Genomic DNA, 19,181 nt, shown 5'->3' on the forward strand with positions numbered 1-19,181 from the left:
CTCCAGAGACTTGTCCCTGGTGACCTAAATAAGTTGTATGTTTAAAAGCCTTTAATCGGCGTACAGTTCTTCTTCTTGCTGTTCCTTTTTCAATCGCCTTTTATAAACAATCTTCGACAGATTAATGCTAATTTCATAAAGAAGCAACAATGGCAGTGTTACAACAAAATCCGACATAAAGTCAGGGGGGGTAATAACAATGGCAATTAGAATTAAAACGAAGTATGCATATTTACGAATTCTTGCTAATACAAAAGGATTAATAATTCCTAAAGAGGTTAAGAACATAACTACTGCTGGTAGTTCGAATAATACACCGAACGGTAGTGTCATGTTCATGATAAAACGGAAATACCGATCTGCTGTAAAGTTCGTTACAAACATATCTGCTCCCATTTTCACTAAGAACTCTAGCACCATTGGGAATATTACGAAGTAACCAAAAGCAAGACCTACTATAAATAGAATAAACAATGCTGGAATATATGATAATGTAATTTTTCTCTCAAATGGTCTTAGTGCCGGCTTAACAAATGCCCATAATTGAATCGCTAATACCGGAATCGTACCTGCAATCGCAATAACACTCGCTATCATAAAATAAACCCAAATGATATCACTTGGTCCGAGAACGATCAATTTTACATCAAGATCACGTACAAACCAATGATAAATATCTCCAACGTACATAAATCCGACGATAAAAAAGATAACAAAGGAAATTGCTGAGATTATGATTCGTTTACGTAATTCATCTAAATGATCGACTAATTGTAATTCTTTATCTTCCATTTGCTTCCCCTGCCAATATCAAAGGTGAAAATGAGTAAAACCCTTTGAATTTTATTAATACGATACGAGCAATTCTATAGTCTAAAAAAAGAATGAAGAAAAAAAGGGTAAGACGTAAACTCTTACACCCTATTTAGTCAATTTATTCTTTTCTTCCTCAATGTCAACCATTACATCGTCAGTCAATTCACGTGTTGATTTTTTAAATTCCTTTAACGTTTGTCCCATCGCACGACCAATTTCAGGTAATTTCTTCGGTCCAAAAATAATTAGGGCTAATGTTAAGATTAAAATTAATCCGGGTATTCCAATATTTGAAAACATTATTTTACATCCCCTTAGTAATAAATTGTCTTTCTACTATGATTATAGTACTGATTATCATATTTGAGTTGAATTTACGCAATAATTCATAGTAATTTCACATAATCCAAAAAAATTAGGTTCGTTGTGATATTTAGCATTTAAAGTTTTTTTAGATAAAAAATCTCTATAGTCAATTTATCAATAACCCCATCTGAAGTCAATGACCAATTCCGATGAGTTAATTGTAAAAATATTTTGACAATTAACAGGCTTTTAATATATAATTTTATTAACAACAACATATACTATTGGAAATCTAAAATGAAATGGAAGTGATGAAGATGGAATTTTCACTCTCTAGTTATGATGGAGCCTTACCTGTAGAGGTAACCATTGATGATGACAACGGAAGATATACAATTCGTAAAAGTGACAGAAGTGGGGAGTATTTCAATAGTCCCAATGAATTAATCGAATGGGTGAAAGCACACTTCCATGAAGAAGACTTCTGCCACCCTGACGAATTAAGAAAAATGCTAGCACAATTGTCAGACTATGAATTAAACGGCTCTTATTATTAGCAAAAGAAGCATCAGCATTGCTGGTGCTTCTTTTTTCAGTAACATTATTTAGCTCTTCGATCATAAATCATAAATTCAAATTCATAAGGATTTTTTTCGTTTTTTATTCCTTGCTCCGACGAAATAAGTTGCCACTTTCCCACATCAAATTCAGGAAAGAACGTATCCCCCTCAAACCTGTCTTGGATATGTGTGATGTAAAGACGATCGGCATATTCGAAGGTTTCCTTGAATATTTCTGCACCGCCGATGATGAAAGTCTCCTCGTTCGTTTTCCGAGAGTATTCCACAAAATCTCCGATAGAATTGAAAACGGTACAGCCTTCACTTTGATAGTTGGACTGCCTTGTAATAATTATATTTTCTCTGCCTGGTAGTATCCGTCCGATTGATTCATGCGTTTTTCTTCCCATCGCAATCGGATGTCCCATCGTCACTCTTTTGAAAAATTTCAAATCCTCTGGTAAGTGCCACGGCAATTGATTGTCTTTGCCAATAACTCTATTTTCATCCATTGCAACAATAAAAGAAATCATACGCTGACCACTCCTTTAATATGCGGATGAGGGTCATAGCCCTCTAAGGTGAAATCATCATAATCAAACGAGAAGATGTCTTTAACGTTCGGGTTAATTTGCATTTTTGGTAAGCTTCGAGGTTCTCGGCTCATTTGCAACTCTACTTGTTCAAAATGATTTTGATAAATATGGACATCGCCAAAGGTGTGGACAAATTCACCAGGCTCTAAATTACATACTTGAGCTATCATCATTGTTAGTAATGCATAAGAGGCAATATTAAATGGTACGCCAAGGAATAGGTCTGCTGAACGCTGGTATAGTTGACAAGACAATTTACCATCGACTACATAAAACTGAAATAGACAATGGCAAGGAGCCAGTGCCATGTCATCGATTTCGGCAACATTCCAGGCATTCACAATCAATCTTCTCGAGTTCGGATTCGTTTTGATTTGATCAATGAGTTCACTGATTTGGTCAACAGTCTTACCATCTGCCCCGGTCCAAGAGCGCCACTGGTGTCCATATACTGGCCCTAACTCACCATTTTCATCGGCCCACTCATTCCAAATACGAACGCCGTTTTCTTGTAAATAACGGACATTCGTATCACCTTTTAAAAACCAAAGCAATTCATAAATGATTGATTTTAAATGGAGTTTTTTTGTCGTTAACAGCGGAAAGCCTTCTGCTAGATTAAATCTTGTTTGGTAGCCAAAGGTGCTAATTGTCCCCGTTCCTGTCCTGTCACCTTTATTTGTTCCATTTTCCAATACATGCTTACATAGCTCTAAATACTGCTTCACCACTGACACTCCCTTGTCTATTCATATTTTTTCATTTTACCTTATTGAAGGTTTTTAATAAAATGATAAGTACGTGGTGCCTTTGATTCAAGGAGATTCTGTGAACTTTCGTTCAGATAGTACATCGCAAAGGTTTCAGCAAGATATTCTTCCGGATACATTATTAAGTAGATATTACCTGGGAATATCAGCCCTCTTTCCTCTTCCCAAATCATCTGAAATTCCTTGCTTTTGCTAATATTCTCATACAAGTAGCGATCAATTGAATGCGCCATTTCATGCAGCTCCAGATTAATTGATCCATGTCCTTTTCCTTGTTCACTATGTCCTATTTTTACAAGTACTACCTTCGTACCGCCGATGCCTGGCACGTCATCCCAGGTTGTCTTAGAGTGGTAGCCTCGAGGGGTTTGCCCTGCTAACTTGCTCGCAGTCGGGTTATCGGTTAGTTTTCCAGTGAAAAGCTTAAGGATAATGCCGTGGTTATTTATATTTTTTAAAATGAAGTCTGGTAAAGACCCAATTCTATTAATAATTGCAGCTGCTTCTTTTTGATTAAACAGATTTTCAGGTAACACAATAATTTGGTTTAAGTGTTGTAAGGAGGTTTCATTATTGATTGATTGATAGAGCACAGAGTCTTTCGGGTAATCTGCCAGTTTAATGCCGTCAAAGGATGCCTGTGAAGTCGTAATAACCGCCAAAAACGCTACAGTTATCATAGTTGCTACGACCCATTTTCTCATGTTATCATCCTCCTAGTCTATTACTAGAATTATAACATGGTAGATGGTTGTAGAATCTTGGTGTTCACAGGTAAAAATGGTAAAAAATACATTAGAAAGCAATATAAACTACTCTTTGTGACCACTTCTTGTAGTCTCATTTGCATGGTTCACTTGAAACCGTTCTTAGTTACCCGCTCTTGCGTTTTTTCCTTAGGTTCGGGCACTTTGAACCTCTCTTAGTTACCCGCTCTTGCGTTTTTTCCTTAGGTTCGGGCACTTTGAACCTCCCTTAGTTACCCCTCTTGCGTTTTTTCACAAGGTTCGGGCACTTTGAACCTCCCTAAGTTACCGCTCTTGCGTTTTTTCACAAGGTTCGGGCACTTTGAACCTCTCTTAGTTACCACTCTTGCGTTTTTCACTTAAGTTCGGGCACTTTAAACCTCTCTTAGTTACCGCTCTTGCGTTTTCCCACAAGGTTCGGGCACTTTAAACCTCCCTTAGTTACCGCTCTCACGTTTTTCTCTTAAGTTCGGTCACTATGAACCTCTCTTAGTTACCCTTCTTACGTTTTCACCTTAGGTTCGGGCACTTTGAACCTCCCTTAGTTACCGCTCTTGCGTTTTTTCACAAGGTTCGGCCACTTTAAACCTCCCTTTAGTTACCCTCCTTACGTTTTCACCTTAGGTTCGGTCACTATGAACCTCTCTTAGTTACCACTCTTGCGTTTTTCACTTAAGTTCGGGCACTTTAAACCTCTCTTAGTTACCGCTCTCACGTTTTTCTCTTAAGTTCGGTCACTTTGAACCCCTCTTAGTTACCCTTCTTACGTTTTCACCTTAAGTTCGGTCACTATGAACCTCTCTTAGTTACCGTTCTTGCGACTTTTCCTTAGGTTCGGTCACTTTGAACCCCTCTTAGTTACCCTTCTTACGTTTTCACCTTAAGTTCGGTCACTTTGAACCTCTCTTAGTTACCCTTCTTACGTTTTCACCTTAGGTTCGGTCACTATGAACCTCTCTTAGTTACCCTTCTTACGTTTTCACCTTAGGTTCGGTTACTATGAACCTCTCTTAGTTACCCTTCTTACGTTTTCACCTTAAGTTCGGTCACTTTGAACCCCTCTTAGTTACCCTTCTTACGTTTTCACCTTAAGTTCGGTCACTTTGAACCTCTCTTAGTTACCCTTCTTACGTTTTCACCTTAGGTTCGGTCACTTTGAACCTCTCTTAGTTACCCTTCTTACGTTTTCACCTTAGGTTCGGTCACTATGAACCTCTCTTAGTTACCGTTCTTGCGTTTTTCCACAAGGTTCGGGCACTTTAAGCCGTTCTTAGTTACCGCTCTCGCGTTTTTTCACAAGGTTCGGGCACTTTGAACCTCCCTTAGTTACCGCTCTCGCGTTTTTTCACAAGGTTCGGTCACTATGAACCTCTCTTATTTACCGTTCTTGCGTTTTTCCACAAGGTTCGGGCACTTTAAGCCGTTCTTAGTTACCGCTCTCGCGTTTTTTCACAAGGTTCGGTCACTATGAACCTCTCTTATTTACCGTTCTTGCGACTTTTCCTTAGGCTCGGTCACTATGAACCTCCCTTAGTTACCGCTCTTCCATTTTTCCACAAGGTTCGGGCACCTTGAACCTCCCTTAGTTACCACACTTGCGTTTTCTCACAAGGTTCGGGCACTTTAAACCGATTGATACTAACCGATCCCTCCTTTTTCCCACTGCGGTGAACTATACCATTATTTTCATTCCCTATCCCAAATGAAAAAACTCGTACAAATGTACGAGTTTTTATAAAAGATACCTAGACAACTAATCCAAAGTTACGGCATAGTGCGGCTAGTCCACCTGAGAAGCCGCTACCAACAGCGTTAAACTTCCACTCGCCGTTATGGCGGTAGAGTTCACAAATGACGACGGCGGTTTCAACTGAAAAGTCCTCACCGAGGTCAAATCTAAGAATTTCACGACCCGTTTCTTCGTCAAATAAACGTGCAAAGGCGTTTGAAACTTGTCCGAAATTCTGGTGCCTTGCATCGGCATCATGAATCGTTACCGTAATCGCAATCCGATGTACATGCGCCGGGACCTTGCTAAAGTCGATCTTAATTTGCTCGTCGTCTCCGTCACCTTCACCGGTACGATTATCGCCTGTATGCTCCACTCCACCTGAAGTGTGGACCAAGTTATTGTAGAAAATGAAGTCTAAATCTTGTGTTACCTTACCGTTGACATCCGTCAGAAATGCAGATGCGTCCAAGTCGAAGTCATGACCACCATGATAATGGTTTGTATCCCAGCCAAGTCCGATTACGGCCTTGGTTAATCCTGGATTCGTCTTCGTTAGGTCAATACGTTGTCCCTTTGATAAATTGATACCCACCTTTATCACCTCTTTAAGAACATTTTAATTCTCTCAACAATAAGCCCTTCTAATTAACTATATGAACGAACAACTTCACTTAAGCTTGCTGCATTCGTACCACTACCTATCGCAGCAAACTTCCACTCGTTGCCATGGCGGTAGATTTCTCCTGCTACTAAGCAAGTTAATCCACTGTAGTTGTCAGATAAATTATAGCGAATCAATTCATTGTTATTTGAAGGATTGACGATTCTGATAAATGCATTTTGAATCATACCGAAATGCTGCTTTCTTTTTACACAGTCATAAATATTTACGACAAAGACGAGCTTTTGCACATTCGACGGAACTCTGCTCAGGTCAACAACAACTTGTTCGTCGTCTCCATCACCGTCACCTGTTAAGTTATCACCTGAATGCTGAACACTGCCGTCAGGACTTTTTAAATTTCCAAAGTAAACGACATCTTTATTGTTTTGAACCTTATCATTTGCACCAAGCATAATAACCGAAGCATCACAGTCAACATTAGCGCCACTTGCGCCACCACCGCCAAACAGACCGCCGAAGAGGCCACCGCCGCCACCTTTACCAGATTGAACGGGATCCCAACCTAAACCTACTAATATTTTAGAAAGACCTGGATTTCCTTTTGTTAAATCGACTCTTTGACCTTTTTGTAAGTTAATAGCCATTTTCTTCACCTCATCATAAAATTTGTAATGTGCAACAATATATAAAGTATTATTGTTTCAATTTTTTAAAGTTATCCTGTAATTGCTCAAGACGTTTGGTACCTTCCACACGTAGGCGCTTATTTTCATCTTCAATGGCTCTGGTTTCCTGCATACCTTTGATGATAATGTTCCAGGATTCTTCGATTGTTTCAATTTTAATACTTGGACCGCCAGCAAGCCTAGCGATATCCGTACTTTGCGTCGAAATGTTTTGCGCATTTTTTAACAGCATTTCATTTGTCCGGCGATCAAGCTCACTCATTGAGTCAGCAACAAGCTTTTGTCTTTTCACTGCCATTGCCTGGATTAGACCATTTTTAAAAATTGGAATCGTGGTTACGAAGGCAGAATTTATTTTTCCAATTAACTTCGTATTGCCTCGTTGTAATAAGCGAATTTGCGGTGCTGTTTGCAAGGAAACCATTTTCGCCATTTCTAGGTCGTACACTCGCTGCTCCAAAAGTTCAACAGCATTTCTAAGTGTATCCAATTGCATAGACGCAAGCTGGTCCCCAGAAGCTGCACGCGCTTCTAGCTGCGGCAGCTGGTTGTTTTTTAAATCCTCAACCTTTACTTCACCAGCGACAACATATTTTTCCAGGGTTAAATAGTATTGGTAGTTTTGCTCATACATTTGCTCGAGCATAGTTGTTGAGTCAGCCATCTCATGCTGATACTTAGAAATTTCTACATATACTTTATCAATTTCAGAGCCCATTGTCTGGTATTTGCCAAATAGTTTTTCCACCACTTTTTCGCCCTTTTTAAAGAGCTTAGCAAAAAATCCGCTATCGGCCTTTTTGAAATCCTTGGCATCAAACTTATCCATGATTCGGCCCAATTGTTTAAGAAGTTCACCAGAATCTTCTACATTGGTTGTTCGCATATTCGCTAAGATCTGATCGGAAAATCTGGAAATTTGAACAGCCGGTTCTTTACCAAACTCCAAGATTTTTAATTGATCCCGTTCATCAATGGACTGGGCCAATTTAAGAACTTCAGGCTCCTTACGAAGGGCTAGTTTGATGTTTGAAGCCTTTGTTTCATCAAGTTTATCTTCAGAAGTTTTTGCCAATAAGTCGGCAGGTTGGTTTGGTGATAGATTCACGCGTTAATCTCCCCTTAAATTTTTTAAGATTCCCTGTGTAAATAATTTCTTCAACCGGGATGGTTCTTTAAATTCTAAATCAAAGACAACATCCTCTAACCAATGTGTATCAAATAAGCTATCTTCAAGGAAATTTTCGATATCATTATGTCCGGGAGGATTATAGATGATAATATCGATACCAAATTGGTTTAAGAGCAGGATTAGTGCTGCGTCAGAGCGTGAGAGCATGCCGTGACTTTCGTTGTTGTATATAATTAATTTCGGAACATCCTGGGAGTAATCGAATTTCTCCATTAATTGAATCATATCTTTAGGGGTGAACATCGCCTGGCTAAATAAATAAATTTTGACCTCTTCCGGGCTTTCCCCTGGAAGCGGTTTTAACGCAGGTTTCTCGCAGATACGTCGAATCGCATTTGCTATCCCCTTTTGCAATCCTGCTGGTAAAAAGGAGTATGGCCAGTAATGCGCTTGCATCATCATATCTGGAATAAGGAGTCCATCCTTCCCCAGTGCGTTTCGGTAGTGAAAGCGAAAATCGTTTGAGCTTGACCATGTAAAAGGAAGTTGGCGAATAAGCAAGCTATGGTCAAAATCAGAAAGGACCCGTAGCCTTTCCCAATACTCTTTTCTGTTTTTACTCACACCTTGGATTTTCGAAAACAATGAAGGAATCTTGACTTCACCGTTACTTACTTCAAATCCAGGACGAACCATTGCAATTTCTTTACCAAGAATATATAGCTCATCATAGGTTGTCTTCAAGGTAATCGATGATGGAGTATAATCCCTTAACTGCCAAGGCTTATAAAGCCCAGAACCTTCTTGGTTTAGAATCGTTTCAATCTCCCTAGATGCACGATAGGCAACTGTGGTTTGCCTGCTTTTTTTTACAGTTGGAAACGGCTCTAACGGATGTTTATTTGGAAAATGGTGCGTAAAAACTTCCATTCTTATTACGTCAGCTAATACATCCTTACCTTCAGGATGAAAAAGGACGATATCGCACCCGAGCATAGTTAAATAGAATAAAAAATATTGATGGTTTTTCTTGGCATTCCCATACCATAAAAATTTAGGCATTTCCCTTTCGGGGTCTGAATTCTCTAATAACGGGTTTAAATGATTCATCGACCATTTTATAAGGTCTACAAGCACCCGCCTTAGTTCCGGGCTTCGCAAGCCTTCCTTTTCCCGGGTCGAGAATAATTCAAGGGTAGCTATCATCGCTTCTCGTATTTTCCGGTGAACCGCAGGAATCTTAGCTTTATACAAAAGTTGCTCGCCATCCAGAAAAGCAGTGAAGCGGTTAATCGATAGCTTCTGCTCATTGTTGATATTCAACACTTTTTGAATCGATTGGAAATGCTGATTATTTATTACCTTATTAAGTGAATCTTCACTTAATAAATGTAAGTTATTATCCGATGAGGTAACATAGTCAAATAACTGATTATAATACTCATCCGTGTCAATCGGAATCCCAAGGAATTTCCCGAGAACTTGCCCGATTTGAACCGTTCCTTTTTCAAATGAAAATTCTGGCCTTTCTGAAAGCGGTTTTTTTAGTAAACTAAGCCAGGTTTCATATGAAAGGGATAGAGGTTGAACTTTCATCTGATTGTACCGTAACTGCATTCATAATCCCTTCCCTCGAGAAAAGCGAAAGATTTTTTTCCTCGCCTCAGCGTCAAAGTGCTTTTAGCTTATCTATCTAAGTAAAATTATGTAAGGCTATGTTACCATCATATCACAGTTAAATACTTGGTTCATTTGTTAATACGCAGGAATCTGAAAAATGTTTCATATTTTGGGCATTTCCCTTAATCTTCACCCTTTGGCTTGGCCTGACATATATTTGAGTACACACATATAAGTAGGTGACTCAAATGAGGTTTCTATATAAACGGCCAAGATTGGAGGATGTACGGGAGGAATTGACTACCCTAATGGACCTGATGGTTTCTAAGACTTTCGTGATGATCGACTTATTCTGGTGCTGCTTGATCTTCACGTTGCTTCTTTCTCCTGTCCTTCCAACAACGACGATAGCGATTTTATTTTTTTGTGGAAGTTATGTATTTTTCAACTGTGTTTATTATATCTTTTTTTATCCTTATCTAAAAAAAAGTTAGACTTTCAGTGATAGCATTGTTTGAAAATGCTGGAGAATCTCTTCTCCTGCAGCGATACCGAGATTGTTTGTTAGGGTTACGTTCGACGTCTCTAGTTTATCCACAAGTTCACCATGACGTGGAACAAATCGATTGCGACAATTCCGCAGAAAATCCCAATCAAGGACAGAATCGCCTGCCCCCGCAATCGCTTCCATTCCCTCTCGGTTACAAATATAATCAAGTGCATTCCCTTTACTGATCAGGGTTGGAATAAGATAAAGCTTTCTTCCCTGCAAACTGGTTCTCCACCCATATAATGCCACAAGCTCACGGACAGCTAGTAAATCTGAGGCAGTTGGAAGACAATTTAAGATAAAATAGAAAAATAGTTTCTCCACCTGCTTCAGTTGCCCATCAAATTGAAAACCTTCTTTTTTTAGAGCAGCCAGTAGCTCTTCCTGTCCCGCCGCTTTACTTCCAAGCAGGGAGTGTAGATTGTCTGACCAATCTGTCAATGGTTCCCCCTTATACAAGATATTTGCCCCATTCGTTGTAATTGCATAGGTTAAGGGTATTTCTTTTTCAAAAATCACAAATCGCTTGAATTGTTCTGTCGTTCTGGTTGTCACAGGGATAAATAAGGATTGACGGTTTAACTGCTTTAAAGCAGAATAACCCGTTTCTGTCATAAAGCCAACCCAGTTGCCGCTTTTGTTTTCAACTGGTTTAAGAACTGTGTCTTCAGGACGACCGAGCTCTTCTAACGCTCTCGTAGAGTACATTAGCGTTCGGTCAAGGTCAGAGGCAATAATCATGACTGCAGCCCCTTAACCGATTTAATTAATCCACAGCATAAATAATTCAGGTTGGGATATGGAATAACTTCTACACCTTTTTCCTCTGCAAGCATTAGAATATGTTTGACATAAGGACTTTCTATGTCGCGCATCAGAATTTTCCAAGGAATTCTCCTTAGTAAAACCCGCGTGGTTTCACCGACTCCAGGTTTAATATAATTGGTACTTTCAATTTCAAACTCGGCTTGAATTTTCTTAACATCTTCCATCCCTAGAAATCCCGTTTCTATTTCCTCTTGTTTTTTTTGTGAAGCAAGATCAGCGGCTTTTGTAAAAATAGCTGTGAATTCATTTTCTATCAAATCTATATAGTCATTTGAGACATCGTCGGCCAAAAGCTCCCGATAATACTTTGCCCCATGGAAATCATCTGCACCAATATATTTATCATTTAATACCGTCCGGCTCACTAGCCCTGATACCGTGGAATTCAAACAAGCACTTGGAATTAAAAAATCTTCTCGTGTTCCAAATAGAGTGGTGCAGTACCCAGGATCTGCTATCACCGCAAGCGTATCATCAAGTTCAACACCGTACCTTTTCCGATAATCCCGACAGGCTTTCGTTAATTCAAGCGATATTGCACCTTTACCAGTCCAGCCATCGACAAACTGCAACACTCCATCTGGATGCTTTGCTGTGATATATTGAATAGCATTTTCATCAATCCCTCTATCGCGGATAATAGAGACACTATAGTGTGGCAAAGAAACTTGGTAGCGTAGTTTAATATATCTATTTATTAGGATACCAACTGGAGTGCCTGCACGAGCAAGAGAAACAAGGATCGCTTTGTCGCCCTTCATTTGATAAATTTGCTCGGCAACGATTCCAACACAAAGTGCCACCTTTTGTTTATATTCCATGAGTGTCTGCCAAAATAAATCAACATACTCTTTTGGTGGCTGATACTCAATCGGCAAGGATTCACTATAATGCTGTCCGGATTGGACCCTTAGTTCCCGATTATCGGTCGTATCTTCAAGTTTCACATCACTCAAGTCTTTTAATAGAAAGAGAACATCCGCTTCTTGATAGCTTCCGATTTTAGCAGGTTTATTTGTTATCATTGACATTTCTAACACCTCTATGATTGAGAGAAAAAGACGACTTTTATCGACTTTATCTGTAAATTTTCTAATTGCTTTAGCAACGGCTTCAGTTTTTCATTCGTTACTTCCCGTTCAAAAAAGATAAATACTTCGTCGTATTCATTGGGCGGGATATTATAAACAAAGTGAGCTACTGACTCATCCTCAGGATTTAGAAAATTAATCCCGTATCTTGCACCATATCCATTAACCTTTGCGATATGGATCGGACTTCTCGTTGTGGATTGAAAGAGAATATTTTTGCCCATTTCCGCAGCTAATTTCATCGGGATGTACATGAATTCCCCCGTACCAAGACAAAGAGTTTTCACACCATTTCGTTTTTCAGATAAATATTTAGCCGCATCTGATATTTGCTGGTGAAGGGATGTATTCCTGTCGCTGCTGATACCAAAACGACCAGTTTCTTCAATAAAAGGAGCCTGACTTTGATGACTTAATAGCGCCGAAAAACCTGTGTTTTTAAAAAATGAAGAAAGTGATATTACTTCGATTGGCTGCTTAGCAGGGAGGGAATGATCCCTTCTATCTGACTGCTCTGGAATATTCTGAAATTGATTCACCTGAACCTTGCCCGCTAATAAGCTGACAACATTAATCGTAATACCAAGTGTGTTTTCTAATTTTTCAAATTCCTTTATATGTTCCCCTGAACGCCAATCTAAAATTGAAACAACGGTATAATCTTTTCTTGGGTATTGCGTGTGAATGGATTGAATGATGTTTAAAGCCGTTTTGCCAGTAGTCATTTCATCATCCACTAGAATGATTTCCCTGTCATTTTTGATCATCTCTATCGGAATATAACAGCGATGAGAGGTAGCGTGTGAATGCTCTTCTTCAAAGGTAACCGAGGGCATGAGGTCCTTTAATTCTTCTCTTGTTGTATGAAAATACTCCGCATTAATAAAGCAATCAAAAAATGCATGTCCTAGTGAGGTAGCAGTCTCTGCAAAACCAATGACGACTGGATTAACTTGCTTAGGAATAAACGAAGTACTTTGATAGGAGGGCTTATCCTCACTATATAAGGTTAGGAGTCTTTCCTTTTCAATAGGATTCAAGCCTTTAATTAATTCGGCATATCTCATTCCGAGGAGTGCCGCTGTTAGTAGTCCTTTTTGCGGTGTGATTGGTATATGCTTTCCTAACACCTTACTAACAAATAAAAAGGAACGTTTTTTGTTTATTCTCGCTGCCATCGTAAACAATTCTTCAATCGGCAACAAATATGGATTAGCAGTTACTTCGATATCGACATTAAGGGCATCAAGAATGGTATACGAATGCGTCTTTTTTAATAAGGTCGATGTTTGTGATTTCTTCATGCAGCACCCCATATAGCTGTGACTTTAATATGATTTTACTTGCCCAAAAGTAATGCGGCTTAATTTCATTCATTTTGTTGGCAAAATTACTTTTCTTTACTCCATTTTCACCGTTTGCCGCTTCAATGATTTCACATGCATCAATGTATTCCTCATAAGAAACAACATTTAAGGCTTGAACGGCTTTTATATGTGTTGGATGAATAATTGTTTTTCCCGTCAGACCATTAGCAATATCCATTAATACCTCTTGAATTAGTCCATCCATATGTTGATCTATTAACTCCGCACGCCACTTTAACCCTTCTGAACCGTATCGTTCGCGAAAGGGTGTCTGCCGTAGCTGCGGCTTCAGCATCCTTGGCTTTGAAGAAAAATATTCCCATACTGGTCCGGAAATGACATAGGGACATTTTGACCTTTGAAAGACATTGATAATATCAGCAATGCAATCTCTTAAAACAGCAATATCGTAAACTGTTGTATCTACGCTTCTGCGAATTCCATATAAACCACAAAAGTCAGTAGCGCCGATTCTAACATTTAAGATATTGTCTTTATATTGATCTAGTAGCTGTTTAATCCCTATCAATTCTCTCATTCTAGTTTCTTTTTGAATTACTTTATTGGTTTCAAGGATGGGCATCGCATAGAATGGCTCGTGCTCTGTATGGATTTTCGCCACCTCAGCTAATAAATCCTCTCCTGTTTCAACACTAAATTTCGGCAGGACCACACCCGTCAGCAGGTGAATTGCCTCACCCAATTGTCCCTTTATCCGCTGAAATTGTGCTAGGTCACGGATGCGGATAAATATGAGTGGTAAATCATCGCTCGTAAAGAAGTTTTTGTTGATTTCACTGTCTAACTTCATCAATTCCTCAACTAGTAGCTCTTCAGCTTGACCTAGCTGGTTATCACCAACAGCATCCTCAAGGTCAATAACAAGCGAGGTTAATCCTTCATGTTTTTTTGTTAACAGATCCTGATGAATGTTAGGACGTGTGGCTGGCATATAAAGGGTTGCACCTAGACCATAGGAAAGGAGTTCCCGGTTTGTATACTTATTAAAGTTTTGCGGTTTTTTAAAGAATAATTCATCGAGTTCATTTTCATAAAAGTATGTAAAAAATCTCATTCTACTAACTCCTTTTTTAAAATAAAAAGAAATGGGGACTGACTTTCGTCTTCCCCCATTTTATGTTATGCCTGTATGATTATGATTGTTTGCCTGCTTCTTTCTTTTTGTTCATGAAGTGAACAACGAAAGTTGCACCAAAAGTTAGTAGTAAAACGATAAAGAAGTGAAGATGCTCAATATGAATACCAAATACTGCTACAAACATTTTCGCTGCAATTAACAAGATTAACACATAAGCAGCGGTTTCAAGTTCAGGAATACGATCAATAAGTGTAAGGAATAAACCTGCAATCCCTCGCATCATTAATACCCCAAGCATACCACCGACTAATAGTACCCAAACCTGTTCACTAACACCAAAGGCCGCGAGCACACTGTCAACTGAAAACGCAATATCCATGATCTCAACTGCAATAACTGTTCCCCAGAAGGTTCCAAATAAACGAATGAGCAATCCACTTGTGTTCATTCCCTTTTCTTCGTCATCATCACTCTGTGCTGCTTTACGTTTATCTATAAAGTATTTAATTGCTAACCATGCAAGATACCCTGCACCTAGAACCTTTACCCACCAAAGTTTAATTAAGAATACCCCAACACCAATGGCGATAAAACGGAAGATATAAGCACCTAACAAACCATAAAATAAAGCTTTTTTACGTTGTTCAGGTGGTAAATGTTTTACCATTACCGCAAGAACTAGGGCGTTATCTGCGGAAAGTAATCCTTCTAGAATAACAAGTGTCCCAATTAGTCCCCAGCTCACTGGATCTGTAAGGACTTCTCCCCACATTTCCCAATTAAAAAATTGTGCATACGTATCAATAATTCCTTGTAAAACGGACATAAAAAAAATTCCTCCTGGGTGTTAAAAAAATTTTTGTAAAAAGACCCAGCGAGTGCTGGGTCTCGAGTCTCTCGTTGTTTAACCCACCTGTAAGCCGAAATCAGTTGCTAAAGCAGCTAAGCCACCTTGATAACCGCTTCCGATTGCACTAAATTTCCATTCGCCGTTATGACGGTATAATTCGCCAACAACCACTGCTGTTTCAATAGAGAAGTCTTCGCCTAAGTCATAACGAATAAGCTCTTCGCCTGTTGCTTCATTGAAAATACGGGCATAAGCATTTGAAACTTGTCCGAAATTTTGACTTCTAGCAGCGGCGTCATGAATCGTGATTGTAAAGGTAACACGTTGAATAGAAGCAGGAATAGTTGTAAGACTTATTTTCACCTGTTCATCATCGCCATCACCATCACCTGTACGATTATCTCCAGTATGTTCAACTGCGCCATTCGCACCTTTTGGGTTATTGTAGAATACAAAGTCTGTTTCATTTGTAACCTTACCGTTATCACCTAATAAGAATACGGATGAATCTAAATCAAAATCATTACCGCCATCATATTTATTCGTATCCCAGCCTAGTCCAACTACAACATTGGTTAATCCAGGATTTGTTTTTGTTAAATCTACCTTTTGACCTTTTGATAAGCTAATTGCCATTTTTTTCATTCCTCCATTTTAGGTAATAGTCTATTTACGAGTTTCTCTCAAAAAGGTTTCATTTATTATAATAATTTTTTTTTGCACCTATACGCAACTGAAAGGCATTAACTCATCCATTTCGGCGGTGTATTTTTATCCCAATAAATTGAACCCAGGTCGTGATGGCTTTGAAAGCTGTCGTGATATGTATGATAGTGGAAATTAAACCAATATCCAGCTTGAGGCGGATTATCCCTTCTTACATGAAAACGTAAAATATCTTTATTTAATTGGCTATTTCTGATATTAAATATTTTCTCGGATTGTCCTTTTCCTGGAGTTTCAGAAATTGCAAGATGCATTAAATTTTCTTCTGGGAAAAGAGCTGCTGTTTCCTCAATGGCTAGTTGAATATTAGGAAAGATAATTTCACGAAATTCATTTTCAATCACTGGTTTAATTCTGGTGCCGAATTTTTGATACGACTGAACCTCGGCTTGCATCACTAATTTCCCCAGGAATTCTTCTTTATTAAACTCAATTTCGTTTGCGAATTCATCCCTCTGATCAAAGTTACTTAATGAGCCAGTTTCGAAACTTCTCCTTTCAGAAGGTTTCTCGGCATCAACATTATTAATCAAATGTGTTGGTGTAACAAGACCAAATGTTAAGAGTGAAACCATTACTACAAACGATTTACGTAGCCACTTATTCATCTGAAATTCCCCTTTTTATGCGAAAGAATTTTGCTGATTTTTTGTGTTTTTTGACTCTTAACAATTATTATACTTCTTTTTTTTCAAAATGGGAAAAATCATCTATTCGCTTTTATGTATTTTTTAAAAAAAGATGTCACGTGACATCTTTTTTTAACAGTTTGCTTCAAATGCTGCCTTTAAATTCTCCATAATCGCTTCCATTGAAGTACCTTCAATATCATGTCGAGGGATAAAATGAACGACCTTATTATCTTTTATAAGGGCCATTGAAGGTGAAGAAGGCTCAATCCCCTCAAAATACTCACGCATTTTCGCTGTTGCTCCTTTATCCTGTCCAGCAAAAACCGTTACTAAATGCTCAGGCTTTTTCTCACTCGTTAGTACTGCCTGAGTAGCAGCCGGTCGAGCCAGCCCTGCAGCACAGCCACAAACGGAATTCACTACAACAAGTGATGTCCCGCTCACATTTCCCATGAAGCTTTCAACAGCCTCCGCTGTAGTCAGTTCTTCGAAACCTGCTCTTGTAAGTTCTTCACGCATAGGTAAAACCATTTGTTTCATATATTCTTCATATGCCATTGACATTAATAAAAACCTCCATTTCTGTATTGTAAGCATACTATAAAATCTTTGAATTTTGCAATTTGAAGATTAGCTTTCAGTATTCCTCGCTTCGGTCATTTGCTTCCAGACTGATCCTTTTGCTTCCTCACCGCCTTCTATCCTTTCGATAGCCATATTAATTTGCAGACTAACCTCAAATTCAGGGTCATTTTCTGCTGCTTTTAAAGCTGCCAATGATTTCTCGCCACCAACCTCATATAAAAACATTGCAGCCCGCCAGCGAACTAATTTGCTCTTGTCCTTTAGGGCTTTCGCCATTTCATCCGCGGCTTCAGAAAATCCTAAATCTGATAAGCAATCACCAGCCGTTCTGCGAACCGTGACTGACTTATCCTCTAAGGCTTTATATAGAAGCGGCAGTACCGCTTTTTCCTTGATCATTCCTAAGTAGACGGTAGCTAGTCTGCGAATGGATGGTTTTTCATCTACTAAAGCTTTTTCAAGCATTGGTAAATCCTCTAGATCAGGATCATCCATTTGTTCAAGGAGCTGGTAGCGTGTTCGCCATTCCGGATTATTTAACTCTTCCACTGTTACCTTTTTGCGTGAAAGGATTGGCTTATGTTTATTAGTAGATTCTTTTGTTTGTGCTTTTGTCACTAACGCTTCCAGTCTTTCGGTTGGATAGGCGGCAATTAATTCTTCGACTACCTCCTGGCCAACCTCATCAAATTCACCGTAACGAACACCTTGATTAGCCCATTTTCGCAACAAAATATAATTTTCTTCGGCAAGCTGTGCTCTTTCACGTGCATTTAAAAAGTACTCTGGCATGCCGAATCTTTTTTCCGTAGAGCCATCTTTTAGTTTTACTTGAAGCGGTATGTCTTTAAACATTTGTACTTCTACCTTTATTTCACCAAAGTGTTCATCTGCTCTATTTTCGGCGTGGACCTGTTCAGAATTTTTCTCTCCGAAAGCCCGGCGGACCTGAGGAAGCAATTCCTTCCAGTCGAATTTTGCATTCCTTTCGACTGCAAGGAAATCAGCAACGTGGTATACACCCTTTATCCCTTCAATCTGTAAAATAGCTTGGATAATGAGCGGAGCACCAGCAGCTGTTTCTATTTTATAATTATGACTCTTACCCGTTGAGAGTTCTTCGGTCAATATGATTTTCATCGTATTCGGACTTGGTGTCGGCTCTATCGTTTTTATTTTCAACAAGTTCACCTACTCTTATGTTTATTTTACAAGTTTAACATAGTAGATAGTAATCCTTCACGAAAGAAGCTTCAGCCTTTTTACTTTTCCTCTTTTAGGATTCTACGTGCTTCAAATAAACGCTGTAGTCCTGTAATAATTTCAACCGCGATAAAAATGACTGTCCAAATCGCTAAATGCGCTTGAAAGAGAACCATTAAGGAAAACAAAATGAATCCTTCCGTTCTTTCTGCTAATCCTGGTTGATAATAAAAAGATTTGTAACTTTCCTTAACTGACAAAGCACCTACTGTTAAAAAAATTGTCATCGTAAAAATAATAGAAATTGCTAAAAATAGTAACAAGGTTAAAATTGTGGGCTCTGGGTGACGAAGGGCTAACGCCACAATAATCCCTACCTCAACAACACGGTCAAAAGTTACATCAAGAACTGTTCCCCACGATGAAGAGGATTTGCTCTGCCTTGCCATGCTGCCATCTACTGCATCTAAAAATCCTGACAACCAAAGAATCATAACTCCAGCAATTGGTTGTCCAAAATAGACAAAGATACTTGCTATGATACCGATAAAAAATGCAATATATGTTACATGGTTTGCTGTTAAACCAATCCTTAATAGATAATGAGCCGTTTTCGAAATGATTGGTTGTACTGCGGTGCGTCCGTGAGTATCCAGCACAC

General features: G+C 38.9%; 20 protein-coding genes. 1 reads left to right on the forward strand and 19 read right to left on the reverse strand.

Annotated features, from left to right (window positions below):
* Positions 1–51 precede the first annotated feature (51 nt).
* Both tatC and NSS81_RS02625 read right to left on the reverse strand, forming a co-directional pair.
* Positions 52–792 carry a twin-arginine translocase subunit TatC gene (gene tatC, locus NSS81_RS02620; protein WP_342432006.1) on the reverse strand — a complete coding sequence of 247 codons (741 nt, stop codon included), beginning with the start codon at positions 790–792 and terminating at the stop codon, positions 52–54.
* A 129-nt stretch (positions 793–921) separates the two neighbouring features.
* Positions 922–1,116: a twin-arginine translocase TatA/TatE family subunit gene (locus tag NSS81_RS02625; RefSeq protein ID WP_342432007.1), complete on the reverse strand. Its 195-nt coding sequence runs from the start codon at positions 1,114–1,116 to the stop codon at positions 922–924.
* A gap of 308 nt (positions 1,117–1,424) precedes the next feature.
* On the opposite strand from NSS81_RS02625, the gene NSS81_RS02630 reads away from it, so the two are divergent.
* Entirely contained in the window at positions 1,425–1,679 is a 255-nt protein-coding gene (locus tag NSS81_RS02630) for a hypothetical protein (protein ID WP_342432008.1), read from the forward strand.
* 44 nt (positions 1,680–1,723) lie between these two features.
* On the opposite strand, the gene NSS81_RS02635 is transcribed toward NSS81_RS02630, so the two are convergent.
* The 17 genes from NSS81_RS02635 to NSS81_RS02715 form a co-directional block, all read right to left on the reverse strand.
* Complete coding sequence (locus NSS81_RS02635; protein WP_342432009.1) at positions 1,724–2,215, reverse strand: dihydrofolate reductase; 492 nt, start codon at positions 2,213–2,215, stop codon at positions 1,724–1,726.
* Positions 2,212–3,006, reverse strand: a complete 795-nt coding sequence (locus NSS81_RS02640; protein WP_342432010.1) for a thymidylate synthase — start codon at positions 3,004–3,006, stop codon at positions 2,212–2,214. The genes NSS81_RS02635 and NSS81_RS02640 overlap by 4 nt, the downstream gene beginning before the upstream one ends.
* Before the next feature lie 41 nt (positions 3,007–3,047).
* The gene (locus NSS81_RS02645) at positions 3,048–3,752 is read right to left on the reverse strand and encodes a toxin (protein WP_342432011.1); all 705 of its coding nucleotides are present in this window, start codon (positions 3,750–3,752) and stop codon (positions 3,048–3,050) included.
* Positions 3,753–5,539: 1,787 nt separating this feature from the next.
* On the reverse strand, positions 5,540–6,118 hold the full coding sequence (locus NSS81_RS02650; RefSeq protein WP_342432012.1) for a TerD family protein: 579 nt from the start codon (positions 6,116–6,118) through the stop codon (positions 5,540–5,542).
* 53 nt (positions 6,119–6,171) lie between these two features.
* A complete protein-coding gene (locus tag NSS81_RS02655; RefSeq protein ID WP_342432013.1) occupies positions 6,172–6,795 on the reverse strand; it encodes a TerD family protein in 624 nt (207 codons plus the stop codon).
* Between the two features lie 49 nt (positions 6,796–6,844).
* Complete coding sequence (locus tag NSS81_RS02660; RefSeq protein WP_342432014.1) at positions 6,845–7,945, reverse strand: toxic anion resistance protein; 1,101 nt, start codon at positions 7,943–7,945, stop codon at positions 6,845–6,847.
* Between the two features lie 3 nt (positions 7,946–7,948).
* Complete coding sequence (locus tag NSS81_RS02665) at positions 7,949–9,565, reverse strand: YceG family protein (RefSeq protein ID WP_342432015.1); 1,617 nt, start codon at positions 9,563–9,565, stop codon at positions 7,949–7,951.
* 514 nt (positions 9,566–10,079) lie between these two features.
* Positions 10,080–10,880, reverse strand: a complete 801-nt coding sequence (locus NSS81_RS02670) for a hypothetical protein (protein ID WP_342432016.1) — start codon at positions 10,878–10,880, stop codon at positions 10,080–10,082.
* Positions 10,877–11,998 carry a cysteine protease StiP family protein gene (locus NSS81_RS02675; protein ID WP_342432017.1) on the reverse strand — a complete coding sequence of 374 codons (1,122 nt, stop codon included), beginning with the start codon at positions 11,996–11,998 and terminating at the stop codon, positions 10,877–10,879. Before NSS81_RS02675 ends, NSS81_RS02670 begins: the two co-directional genes overlap by 4 nt.
* A gap of 11 nt (positions 11,999–12,009) precedes the next feature.
* Positions 12,010–13,362, reverse strand: a complete 1,353-nt coding sequence (locus NSS81_RS02680; RefSeq protein WP_342432018.1) for a phosphoribosyltransferase family protein — start codon at positions 13,360–13,362, stop codon at positions 12,010–12,012.
* Positions 13,304–14,500, reverse strand: coding sequence for an HpcH/HpaI aldolase/citrate lyase family protein (locus NSS81_RS02685; protein WP_342432019.1), 1,197 nt, complete (start codon positions 14,498–14,500; stop codon positions 13,304–13,306). Before NSS81_RS02685 ends, NSS81_RS02680 begins: the two co-directional genes overlap by 59 nt.
* A 79-nt stretch (positions 14,501–14,579) precedes the next feature.
* Complete coding sequence (locus NSS81_RS02690) at positions 14,580–15,350, reverse strand: TerC family protein (RefSeq protein WP_342432020.1); 771 nt, start codon at positions 15,348–15,350, stop codon at positions 14,580–14,582.
* A gap of 78 nt (positions 15,351–15,428) precedes the next feature.
* Positions 15,429–16,010, reverse strand: coding sequence for a TerD family protein (locus NSS81_RS02695; protein ID WP_342432021.1), 582 nt, complete (start codon positions 16,008–16,010; stop codon positions 15,429–15,431).
* A gap of 107 nt (positions 16,011–16,117) precedes the next feature.
* Positions 16,118–16,708 (reverse strand): YpjP family protein, encoded by a 591-nt coding sequence (locus NSS81_RS02700; RefSeq protein WP_342432022.1) that lies wholly within the window; start codon positions 16,706–16,708, stop codon positions 16,118–16,120.
* A gap of 153 nt (positions 16,709–16,861) precedes the next feature.
* On the reverse strand, positions 16,862–17,296 hold the full coding sequence (locus NSS81_RS02705; RefSeq protein ID WP_342432023.1) for a BrxA/BrxB family bacilliredoxin: 435 nt from the start codon (positions 17,294–17,296) through the stop codon (positions 16,862–16,864).
* A gap of 66 nt (positions 17,297–17,362) precedes the next feature.
* A complete protein-coding gene (locus tag NSS81_RS02710) occupies positions 17,363–18,499 on the reverse strand; it encodes a conserved virulence factor C family protein (protein WP_342432024.1) in 1,137 nt (378 codons plus the stop codon).
* A gap of 80 nt (positions 18,500–18,579) precedes the next feature.
* Entirely contained in the window at positions 18,580–19,179 is a 600-nt protein-coding gene (locus NSS81_RS02715) for a CDP-alcohol phosphatidyltransferase family protein (RefSeq protein WP_342432025.1), read from the reverse strand.
* Between the last annotated feature and the right edge of the window lie 2 nt (positions 19,180–19,181).

The organism is Neobacillus sp. FSL H8-0543 (genome assembly GCF_038592905.1).
Lineage (GTDB): Bacteria > Bacillota > Bacilli > Bacillales > Cytobacillaceae > Neobacillus.

Coding starts and splice junctions, on each gene's coding strand:
- NSS81_RS02670 (WP_342432016.1), bottom strand. CDS start 10,880: ATGATTATTGCCTCTGACCTTGACCGAACGCTAATGTACTCTACGAGA.
- NSS81_RS02700 (WP_342432022.1), bottom strand. CDS start 16,708: ATGAATAAGTGGCTACGTAAATCGTTTGTAGTAATGGTTTCACTCTTA.
- NSS81_RS02690 (WP_342432020.1), bottom strand. CDS start 15,350: ATGTCCGTTTTACAAGGAATTATTGATACGTATGCACAATTTTTTAAT.
- NSS81_RS02665 (WP_342432015.1), bottom strand. CDS start 9,565: ATGAAAGTTCAACCTCTATCCCTTTCATATGAAACCTGGCTTAGTTTA.
- NSS81_RS02655 (WP_342432013.1), bottom strand. CDS start 6,795: ATGGCTATTAACTTACAAAAAGGTCAAAGAGTCGATTTAACAAAAGGA.
- NSS81_RS02705 (WP_342432023.1), bottom strand. CDS start 17,296: ATGTCAATGGCATATGAAGAATATATGAAACAAATGGTTTTACCTATG.
- tatC (WP_342432006.1), bottom strand. CDS start 792: ATGGAAGATAAAGAATTACAATTAGTCGATCATTTAGATGAATTACGT.
- NSS81_RS02675 (WP_342432017.1), bottom strand. CDS start 11,998: ATGTCAATGATAACAAATAAACCTGCTAAAATCGGAAGCTATCAAGAA.
- NSS81_RS02685 (WP_342432019.1), bottom strand. CDS start 14,500: ATGAGATTTTTTACATACTTTTATGAAAATGAACTCGATGAATTATTC.
- NSS81_RS02695 (WP_342432021.1), bottom strand. CDS start 16,010: ATGGCAATTAGCTTATCAAAAGGTCAAAAGGTAGATTTAACAAAAACA.
- NSS81_RS02635 (WP_342432009.1), bottom strand. CDS start 2,215: ATGATTTCTTTTATTGTTGCAATGGATGAAAATAGAGTTATTGGCAAA.
- NSS81_RS02645 (WP_342432011.1), bottom strand. CDS start 3,752: ATGAGAAAATGGGTCGTAGCAACTATGATAACTGTAGCGTTTTTGGCG.
- NSS81_RS02625 (WP_342432007.1), bottom strand. CDS start 1,116: ATGTTTTCAAATATTGGAATACCCGGATTAATTTTAATCTTAACATTA.
- NSS81_RS02680 (WP_342432018.1), bottom strand. CDS start 13,362: ATGAAGAAATCACAAACATCGACCTTATTAAAAAAGACGCATTCGTAT.
- NSS81_RS02630 (WP_342432008.1), top strand. CDS start 1,425: ATGGAAGTGATGAAGATGGAATTTTCACTCTCTAGTTATGATGGAGCC.